This is a genomic window from Corallococcus sp. CA047B (assembly GCF_003612065.1).
Lineage (GTDB): Bacteria > Myxococcota > Myxococcia > Myxococcales > Myxococcaceae > Corallococcus > Corallococcus praedator.
Window position 1 is genome coordinate 1 of sequence record NZ_RAWD01000346.1, and the last position, 9,545, is coordinate 9,545.

General features: G+C 68.0%; 10 protein-coding genes. 7 read left to right on the forward strand and 3 right to left on the reverse strand.

Annotation, left to right across the window (positions count from 1 at the left end; all coding sequences use genetic code 11):
• Positions 1-991 (reverse strand): universal stress protein (locus D7X74_RS35000; protein ID WP_199741973.1); only part of this gene is annotated, 991 nt, incomplete at its 3' end.
• A 482-nt stretch (positions 992-1,473) separates the two neighbouring features.
• Between D7X74_RS35000 and D7X74_RS43765 the strand changes: the two genes are divergently transcribed.
• Entirely contained in the window at positions 1,474-1,635 is a 162-nt protein-coding gene (locus tag D7X74_RS43765; RefSeq protein WP_167508789.1) for a hypothetical protein, read from the forward strand.
• Between the two features lie 129 nt (positions 1,636-1,764).
• Here D7X74_RS43765 and D7X74_RS35005 read toward each other — a convergent pair whose 3' ends face one another.
• Positions 1,765-1,974, reverse strand: a complete 210-nt coding sequence (locus tag D7X74_RS35005) for a CsbD family protein (protein ID WP_120537337.1) — start codon at positions 1,972-1,974, stop codon at positions 1,765-1,767.
• A 265-nt stretch (positions 1,975-2,239) separates the two neighbouring features.
• On the opposite strand from D7X74_RS35005, the gene D7X74_RS35010 reads away from it, so the two are divergent.
• The 4 genes from D7X74_RS35010 (at position 2,240) to D7X74_RS35025 (ending at position 6,329) form a co-directional block, all read left to right on the forward strand.
• A complete protein-coding gene (locus tag D7X74_RS35010; protein WP_120537338.1) occupies positions 2,240-4,027 on the forward strand; it encodes a methyl-accepting chemotaxis protein in 1,788 nt (595 codons plus the stop codon).
• 86 nt (positions 4,028-4,113) lie between these two features.
• Positions 4,114-5,160 carry an ATP/GTP-binding protein gene (locus tag D7X74_RS35015; protein WP_120537339.1) on the forward strand — a complete coding sequence of 349 codons (1,047 nt, stop codon included), beginning with the start codon at positions 4,114-4,116 and terminating at the stop codon, positions 5,158-5,160.
• 47 nt (positions 5,161-5,207) lie between these two features.
• Positions 5,208-5,783, forward strand: a complete 576-nt coding sequence (locus D7X74_RS35020) for a DUF3226 domain-containing protein (RefSeq protein ID WP_233602391.1) — start codon at positions 5,208-5,210, stop codon at positions 5,781-5,783.
• A gap of 177 nt (positions 5,784-5,960) precedes the next feature.
• A complete protein-coding gene (locus tag D7X74_RS35025) occupies positions 5,961-6,329 on the forward strand; it encodes a VOC family protein (RefSeq protein ID WP_120537341.1) in 369 nt (122 codons plus the stop codon).
• A gap of 46 nt (positions 6,330-6,375) precedes the next feature.
• Here D7X74_RS35025 and D7X74_RS35030 read toward each other — a convergent pair whose 3' ends face one another.
• Entirely contained in the window at positions 6,376-7,962 is a 1,587-nt protein-coding gene (locus D7X74_RS35030) for an NAD(P)/FAD-dependent oxidoreductase (protein WP_120537342.1), read from the reverse strand.
• 212 nt (positions 7,963-8,174) lie between these two features.
• Here D7X74_RS35030 and D7X74_RS35035 point away from each other — a divergent pair, with 212 nt between their 5' ends.
• Positions 8,175-8,660: a chemotaxis protein CheW gene (locus tag D7X74_RS35035; RefSeq protein WP_120537343.1), complete on the forward strand. Its 486-nt coding sequence runs from the start codon at positions 8,175-8,177 to the stop codon at positions 8,658-8,660.
• Positions 8,657-9,545, forward strand: an 889-nt coding sequence (locus D7X74_RS35040) for a protein-glutamate O-methyltransferase CheR (RefSeq protein WP_147446791.1), incomplete at its 3' end; no start/stop codon positions are given. The genes D7X74_RS35035 and D7X74_RS35040, both read left to right, overlap by 4 nt.

A 9,545-nucleotide genomic window follows, 5' to 3' on the forward strand; every position in this document is an offset into this window, starting at 1 on the left:
CCGACCTGCTGACCCTGGGCATGTCCTCCGCGCAGCCGGGCTCGCCGTCCGGCAGGGTGGCGGACGGGGCGACATGCCTCGAGATGAGCACGTCGCAGCGAGCGTTCCCCAACACCCCTTCCGTCAGCGCCGAGCCCGGCTGCGCGGAGGACATGCCCAGGGTCAGCAGGTCGGAGTCGCGCTCGAGGGCCTCCGCCAGGATGCCCTCCTGCGGATCGCCGGTGCGCACGCGGATGCTCAACTCGCGGCCCGTCTCCCGGTAGGGCGCCAGGAAGCGCCAGAGCGCCATCCTCGCCGTGTTCTCACGCTCCTGCCGCAACCGCAGCCACTGCTCCAGCGGCGCGTCCTGGCGTCGCAGGGCGGCCTCCTCCTCGCACGTGTCCACCACGTGCAACACCTCGATGGGCATCGAGGCCGGGCACAGGCGCATCGTCAGCTCCAGCGCCCGCCGCGACTCGCGCGAGAAGCTCACCGCGACGAGGGGCCGGTGATACACGCGGCCCGGGTGCGCCACCACCACCAGCACGGAGGCGTCCACCTCGCGCACCAGCCGCATCACCATGGACGTGTCGGCCAGCGGCACCGCCGGGTACTTCGAGCGCGGCCGGCCCACCACCAGCACCTCCGCGCCCTGGTCCTTCACCAGCTCCGTCGCCACGTGCGGCGCATCCCCGACGCGCAGCTCCTCGCGCACGTCCACGTCCGGCCGCTGTCGCAACCGACGACAGGCCGACGACACCGACCGGCGCAGACAGCGCTCCCCGGCCACCGTGCCGTCGGGGCTGTCATGGCCATCCAACGGAGGGCTCACGTGCAGCACGCTGACGGCCGCTCCCTGCGCCAGCGGAAGCCGCAGCGCGCGGGCCAGCGCGAACTCCGACTGAAGGGAGAAGTCCGTCCCCACCACCACCCGCTTCAACCCCCGCAGGGGCCGGGGCAGGCCCTCCGGCAGCAAGGGCAGACCCCTTCGGGAAGACACAAGCGGTCTCATCTCGGCACCTCCTTCCACGACCTCGCGGCGCGGACGTCCGGGGCGGGGCGGCACTCCACTCACGCGCTCGGACGGGACGTCGGCTGCGCACGGCGTCACGGGCCGCGCCTCACGCGAAGCCCTCATGGACATACATTCAGGCCGGGCGGCGGATGTGCCACCTGTATCGCAGGGACGCCACTCCTGCGGCCAGGCGCCAGGGCACCCGTGCCCGGCTGTCCCAGGCACGGGAACGAGCCGCGCGTCAGCCGCCCGACGCTGCCCGCTGTAACGTTTTCAGGCCGCCGCTCCGTTTCGTGCACCGTGACGCGGGCAGGCGTGCGACCAGGGTCGAGAATCCAGCGCCTTGGAACGTCCAGTCATGGACAGTGTCCTTGAGAGGTGCGTCTCGGCCCACGGCCGGCCCTTTGCAAAGACATCCGCTCGGCAAGACGCCTTGCCATGGGCGGCGGGTCGGACGGCAGGACGCAAGGGAGCGGGACATGCGCGGGGTCATCACGGGACGAGAGGTGGTTGCCAACCTGGGGCTCATCTACCGGGAGTTCGGCACAGCCTGTGTGCTGCGCTGCCTCTGGGTGATGGTCAGCGGCAAGTCCACCACCTTTCTCGAAGTGGCGTGTCCCTGCGAGAAGATGCGGAACTGAAGAAGCCGTTCACGCCAGAAACAGCTCGGGCCGCGGTGAAGCCCCTGGCTTCCGCGGCCCGAACGGTTTCACGGCGGACTTCCCTCACGGTCGCGGCTTCAGACTTCCGCCCCCGCGAGGACCTGGCACCTAGCGCTGATACGGATCCGCGTCACCGCGACGCACTTCCTCGCGCTCATCCACCTTGTCCTTGATGGCGTGCTTCACATCCTCCACCACGCCCTTCACCTTGCCCTTGATCGTGTCGGCCTTGCCCTCGGCCTCCAGGGAACGGTCACCGGTCGCGACACCCACGGTCTCCTTCACCTTGCCCTTGGCCTTGTCGGTCCACTCACCCATGGCGTCCTCCTGACGTCGTTGTGTGAATCGTTGGTGGAGAGAACGTGTGCATGTCGCACGCGGCCGGCAGGCGACGATGGCCTGGACGCCTGGCTGCCCTCCGACACCCTGAATGGCGACGAACCGACACCCTCCCCGCTCGGCCTACCCGTTGCGTCCCTGCGTTCCCCGAAGACCCGGGAGTCCCTGGCACAAGAAGAAGCAGTGTCATTGACGACCCCGTGCTTCCCCCTCAGGCTGCTGGTTCCTCCGGATCATCCCCCCGATGAATCAGCCCACGACCCCGACCGCGAGCGCGCTGCTCTTCAAGCTGCTGATGCTGCGAACGCTCGTCGTGACGGTGGCGGTGGCGCCCGCCATCTACGTCGACATGCAGTTGCTGGACGTGGACTCGAGCGCGATGGGCTTCGTGCTCGGGGTCGTCACGCCCATCGTCATTGGGGGGCTGGCGCTGGTGGTGCCCATTGGCGCGGTGGGTGCGCTGTTGCGGCACGCGCTGCATGAGGAACCGGGCAACGCGCCGCAGCGGCTGCGCCGGCTGTTGCGACTGCCGGGCATCCTGACGTTCGTGGAGGCGCAGGCGGGCTGGTTCCTGGGCGGCATCTTCTTCAACGGCGCCATCGGTCTGGCGCTGGACCGGCCGCCGCGCGTCATCCTGGTGGGCGTGGCGGTGGCGATGAGCGCGGGCCTCTTCAGCGCGCCGCTCATGTACATGCTCTATGAGCGGACGCTGGCGGCGGTGACGCTGGAGGCGTTCCGCCGCGCGCCGCACGAGCGGCCCGCCGGTGAGGGGCTGTTCCTGCCCCGGCAGAGCTGGTTCCTGCCCGCCATCGTCGTGTCCGCGCTGCTCATCACCTGCATCACCAGCATCGCCACGTTGCAGCTGCGGCTGGAGAAGAACCTCTCCGGGCTCGCGGACGACCTGGAGCTGTCGGGCGACTACCGGGGCGCGGCGCGGGTGCGTGCGCGCATCGTGCCGTTGCAGGACGACCTGACGACGCCGGTGGCGCTGCTGGGCGGGTTCGCGGCGCTGGGCGCCATCTTCACCGCGGCCTGGGCGGCGCGCCGGCTGGCGCAGGGGGCGAAGGCGATTGGCGCGTCCCTGGATGCCCTGGTGGAGGGCCGCGCGTCGCCGCCGCAGTGGGTGTCCACGGACGAGCTGGGCGACCTGTCCGCGCGCACGTGGCTGCTCTACGAACAGCTGCAGGAGCTGCCCCGGTCGCTGCGCTCCTCCGCGGGGCACCTGGCGCAGGCGGGCACGCGGCTCACCGAGGCGAGCGACCAGCAGAACCGCACGATGTCGCGTCAGGCGGTGGCCATCCATCAGGCGCGCACCACGGCGCAGGAGATCCAGCAGACGTCGAAGCTCGCGGCCAGCCGCGCGGGGAACATCCTGGAGGTGGCGGAGCGCGCCGCGGCGATGGGCCGGCTGGGCGAGGAGTCGCTGGCGGGCACGGAGAAGGGGCTCGCGGACATCCTGGCCCTCACGAACGGCCTGCACCAGCAGGTGAGCGACCTGGGCATGCGGGCGCGCGAGGTGGGCCGGGTGTCGGAGGTGGTGAAGTCGCTGGGGGACCAGTCGCACATGCTGGCCATCAACGCGGCCATCGAAGCGAGCCGCGCGGGCGAACAGGGCCGGGGCTTCGCGGTGGTGGCGCGGCAGATGCGCGAGCTGGCGGACCAGTCCATCAAGGCGACGGGCCAGGTGCGCGGGCTCTTGGAGGGCATGGAGACGGCCACGGGCGAGGCGGTGGCGACGGCGGACCAGAGCGCCCAGGGCGTGGAGGCCGCGCTGGTGCCGCTGCGCAAGAGCGGCGAGCGGCTGCGCGAGCTCATCTCCCTGTCCCAGGAGTCCGCGTCCGCGGTGCGGCAGATCGCCGAGGCCGTGGCCCAGCAGCACGCGGGCGTGGATCAGCTCTTCAGCGCGGTGAGCGAGATGGACGAGCTGATGGCCGCCACGCTGCGCCAGTTGGGCACCACGCAGGAAGCGGCGACCGCGGTGGAGCGGGCCACGGGACAGGTGTCGCAGCTGGCGACCCGGTACGTGTCGTAGTTGGGGAGTCGGCGGTTCCGGCCTGGGTCGTAGGCAGGGCCGCCTTGCGTGCCTCTGGACCGGCCGAGGTCTGGTAAAAGGCCGGCATGCTGACCTCCATCACGGTCGAGAACTTCCGAGGCATCGAGCGACTCCAGGTCGAGGGACTGGGGCGCGTGAACCTGATCATCGGAAGGAACGACAGCGGGAAGACGGCGCTGCTTGAGGCGCTGCAAATGGCGTGGTCACCAGAAGACTCCGTCGTCTGCCTTGCATCCAGGCAGAAGCATCGAGACTCAGGAACCAACATACAAGACTTCGAGGAATTCTGGTTGCCGGTCTTTCGACAGATGGATTCAAAACGTGGATTCCAAATCGAAAGCACGTCTACCCATGCGCCTCGCGTCCGATTCTCCGTCAAGCAAACACACTCGAATCCGCCTGCAACGACAGAAGACATTGGAAATATCGCTGGTCCAGCATCGTCATGGACACTGACGTGCGAGGTCAATCGAGGAAAAAGGACCTTACCAACTCTTACCAGAGGAGGAACGCAAGGAGTCCAATTCCCTCCTGTCATGCTCCCTGATCTCAAAGGTGGGCTTTGGATTGAGCCTAGTCCGACAATCAGCACAATCGATATTCGAGAGTTTTCAAAACTCAAGCAGAAAGGCCGAGATGATGTGGTGACAAAACTTCTTCGTTTTGTCAGCGATCAGATTTCCGGAATTGAGTTACTGGCACCTACCGGCAATCGCGTGAGTGTTTTCTTGCGAATGCAGGGAGAAGGGCTGGTGCCTCTCCTGATGATGGGAGAGGGAATGAAACGCTACTTTGAGTTTGCCGTCTCACTCGCAGCCATAGAGAATGCCCCGCTTTACATTGATGAGATCGAGAACGGTCTTCACCACAGCGTACTGGATCCACTTTGGGCGTGGATTGCACGCGCAACAAAAGAACGAAACGTCCAATTGTTCGCCACGACCCACTCCGAGGAGTGTGTTCAGGCAGCCTCGCGCATCTTCAAGACCCAGGATGACAACGGGCTTCGGGTCATCCGTCTCGACAAGCAGGAACACGAAACAAAAGCTGTCGTTTATGACCGCGATCTTGTCGACGCTGCGGAGCGGATGGGCGTGGAGATCCGTGGATGAGTCGTCCGTCCAAGTCCCCGCCCCCATTCCCTACGAAACCATTCGGCTTGCTGCTGGTTGAAGGCGGCGACGAGCAGAAACTCTGTGAGGCCGTCGCGGGTCCCTCGGTCTGGTCCGGCTTGGTCTGCTGGAAGGCAAGTGGGCGTGCGGATCTTCCGAATCTGGCGAAGCTCGCAACGCGGGACCCCAGCTTTTCTTATGCACGCAGTGTCGGCGTCCTGCTCGACATGGAAGACAGCCCGACCGAAACCACAAAGCTCGTCCAAGAAACGAGGGATGCGCTGAAAGTCACCCTGCCCTTCGTGCACGGCGCTTTCGTTCCAGGCGCAGCGCCCAAAGTGGGCGTCTTCATTTCTCCCGATGGACAGCAAACCGGCAGCATCGATGGGCTCTGCAAACAGGCCGTGTGCAACCCCTCGTTGGCCTCCTGCGTGAATGCATTGGTTGCCTGCGCGGGCCAGCCCCACACCACCGTGGCACGCGGCATGAAGGGCTGGCTCGATGCGTACCTCGCCATGCTCTCGAAGCCCATGCGACTGCATCAAGCCCTGGAGGACCCTCAAGTCTTCGACTTGAAACACCCAGCCTTCGACCCGCTCCGCGTCTTCCTCCAGGCACTCTGAACTCAGGGCCCTTGCGGCGCGCCGGGGACCGCTCCTAGATTTCGCGTCGGTCGAAAAACGGCGGACCGGTTCGGTGAGCCCCGGTCACTTCCATGGTGGAAGCACTTGTTCGACCTCCCTCGGGAGGAAGAACCCTCGGCCCTCTGACGGCACACGTGTGCCTTCGCGAGGCTCGCCATGAAACTGAATCACCTCGACCTGCAGGTCCCCGACGTCCAGGCCACCGCCCGCTTCTTCACGCGCTACTGCGACTTCACGTCGCACGCGAAGAACCACGACTCGCCCGCCATCGCCATGCTCTCCGGCCCGGACGGCTTCGTGCTCATCCTCCAACGCCGCAAGCGCGACACGGACACCTTCCCCGAGGACTTCCACGTCGGCTTCCTCCAGGACTCCGAAGCCCCCGTGCTCGCCTTCCAGGAGCGCGTGAAGGCCGACGGGCTGGAGGTCTCCGACGTCATCCGCAACAACCGGGGCACCCTCGTCTACTGCCGTGCCCCCGGCGGCATCCTCGTCGAAGTCAGCTGCCGCCCCGGCGCCGCCTGACGCACACCGGGGCTTCCGGAACAAAGACAGACAAACACCCGGCGCCTCAGCCCGCGAGGGCCTGGGGCGCCGGCTTCGCTTCCTTCGCGTCATCCTCCAGCGGCGGCACGTACGGCCAGCCCGGCAGCGCGCCCTTGCCCGCCTCGCGCGTGAGGTAGTCCGCCGCGATGTTCGCGCTCTCCATGATGGTGAGCAACCCGCTGCCCGGGTGCGTGCCGCCGCCCACGAAGTACAGGCCCTCCACCTGCGCGTTCTTCACGCGGGGCCTGAGCGGGCCCAGTTGCAGCCACGTGTGCGACAGGTTGAACACCGCGCCCCGGAACACATGGAAGTCGTCCCGCCATGTCTCCGCCGTGAAGTAGCGCTCCGCCTTCACGTGCTCGCGCAGGCCCTGGATGCCCACCTTCTCCAGCATCTTCGGGATGCGCTCGCGCAGCGTCGCCTCCGTCTTCGCCCAGTCCACCGGCCGCGCCGTGTTCGGCGTGGGCACGAGCACGTACAACGTCGAGTGCCCCTTGGGCGCCCCCGTCGCGTCCGACGCGCCCGGGTTGCACACGTAGAAGGGCGGGTCGTCCACGTCCACCGACCGGTCCTCCAGCGCGTCCCGGTCCGTGCGCCGCGCGCTCTCCGACAGGTAGATGAGGTGGTGCGGCAGGTCCGCGTACGTCGTGTCCAGCCCGTAGTACGCCATGAACGTGCTGCACGAATACTTCGCCCGCTCCAGCGCCGCGTCCGTCAGCCTTCCGCCTTCACGCGCCTCCGGCGCCAGGAGTTTCTGCGCCGCGTACGCCAGGTCCGCGTTCACCACCACCGCGTCCGCGTGCAGCACCTCGCCCCCCTCCAGCTTCACGCCCACCGCGCGGCCGGCCTCCGTCAGCACGCGCTCCACCGGCGTGCCCATGCGGAAGGTTGCGCCCAGGTCCTGGGCACACTTCATCATCCCGCGCGCCAGGGCCCGGAAGCCGCCCTGCACGTGCCAGACGCCGAAGGCCAGCTCGATGAAGGGAATCACGCTGAACACCGACGAGCACGTCGTCGGGTGCAGCCCCAGGTACTTGGACGGGTACGCCAGCGCGTACGTCATCCGGTCGTCGTGGAAGAACGAATCCAGCTGTTTGTAGAGCGTCTGCCACGGTTTGAAGCGCAGCGTGGGCGCCAGCCGCCAGGGCGCGTAGTAGCCCAGGCTCCCCGCGTTCGTGCAGATGAACTTCTCGTACGCGAGCGCGTACTTCTCCCGCCCGTCCTCCATCCACCCCTTCAGCGCGTCGCCCTTGCCCGCGCCGAACTTCTCCAGCTCCTGGCCCATCCGCTCCAGGTCACGCCGCGTGTCCAGGTGCGTGCCGTCCCAGAAGTGCACGCGCGTGTTCGGATCCACCGGCGTGAGCGTGACGTAGTCCGACAGCCGCTTGCCCGAGCGCCGGAAGATCTGCTCCAACACGCCGGGCAGTTGGAGGATGGACGGGCCGGTGTCCACCGCGTACTCGCAGTCCTCCCCCAGCGTGAGGCCCTTCATCCGGCCGCCCGGCACCGCGTCCTTCTCCACCACGGTGACCTGGAAGCCCTGCCCCGCCAGGTTGATGGCGACCGACAGCCCTCCCGGCCCTGCGCCCACGACGATGACGTGCCGAACCATGGTCCTCACGATGCCCGGCCCCGCGCCGGCTGGCGACTGTCCCGACGGTACGGCCCGGGCCAAAAAGAGTTTCCCTCCTGGGATTCATGGCCGCTCGCCGAGCGTTCCTCCGGGGCTGGAGCGCTCCCTTCACCCGGAGCGTCTTCTAGAAAACGGGGCAACATCCTGAATCCCCAGGGTGCTTTGCGTCCTGTAGCGTGCGACGTGCATCCATGAATCCCCCTCCGGAGGCCCGCCCACAGGAAGTCCTGCTGTTCACCCTGGAGCGGCAGCGCTACGGCCTGCCAGTGCAGGACGTGCGCGAGCTGGTGCGCGCCGCCCGCCTCACGCACCTGCCCCGGGCGCCCGACGTGGTGGAGGGACTGCTCAACCTGCGCGGAGAACTCCTTCCCGTGTTGGACCTGCGACGCAGGTTCCGCCACCCCGCGCGGCCGCTGTCGCCCATGGACCACTTCATCATCGCCACCAACGGCCTGCGCCCGGTGGCGCTGCGGGTGGACCGCGCGGAGGGCCTGCGCGTCATCGCCTCCGATGAGTGGGATGCCTCTCCCCGGGAGCTGCCCGGCGTGGGGTACGTGGCCGGGGCCGCGAAGCTGCCCGACGGGCTGGTGCTCGTGCACGACCTGCGCGCCTTCCTCTCCGAGGCCGAAGCACTTCAGTTGGACGTCGCGCTCGGAGCCCGACCGGAGACCGCTTGATTGGCGGTGTCCTGTCCTACGGTTTCAAGGAAGTGCTCGCCCTGGTGGAGGAGCGCGCGGGGCTCGCCGCGCCCAGCTGTCTGGCCGCCGCCGAGGAAGGCATCCAGCGCGCCATGGCCCGCGCGAACCTGACGAACGTGGACGTCTACCGGCAGCAGCTGGCCGTGAACAACGCGCTGCTGGACGACCTGCTCACCGAACTCACCATCGGTGAGACGTACTTCTTCCGCACCCACGAACACTTCGATCACCTGCGCCGCGTGGTGCTGCCCGAGCTGCGCGAGCGCCGAGGCCCGGACCACCTGCTGCGCGCGTGGAGCGCGGCCTGCTCCTCCGGCGAGGAGCCCTACTCCATCGCCGCGCTGCTGATGACCGAGGGCTGGGAAGAGCGCATGACCGTGCACGCCACGGATGTGTCGCGCACGGCGCTCGCCCGCGCCCGCGAGGGCCGCTACACCGACTGGTCCCTGCGCGGCCCGTCCGCGGATCGCATGCGCGCCCACCTCAAGCAGGAGGGCCGTCACTACCTGCTGAGCCCGGACGTGAAGCGCCACGTGCAGTTGGGCTACCTCAACCTCGCCCTGGAGACGTGGCCCTCCGCCGAAAGCGGCCTCTGGCAGTTGGACGTCATCTTCTGTCGCAACGTCCTCATCTACTTCAACCTCGCCACCATCGAAGGCGTGGCGCGCCGGCTCTTCGCGGCGCTGGATGACGGCGGCTATCTGTTCTCCGGTCCCTCCGACCCGCCGCTGGGTGACTACGCCCCCTTCGAGGCCGTGCTCACCGACTGGGGCGTGCTGTACCGCAAGCCCCTTGGCGGACAGCACTCCGCGCACTTCGTCCCGCTCCAGCCCCTGGCCCCCCTGCGCGCGGACGGCACACCCT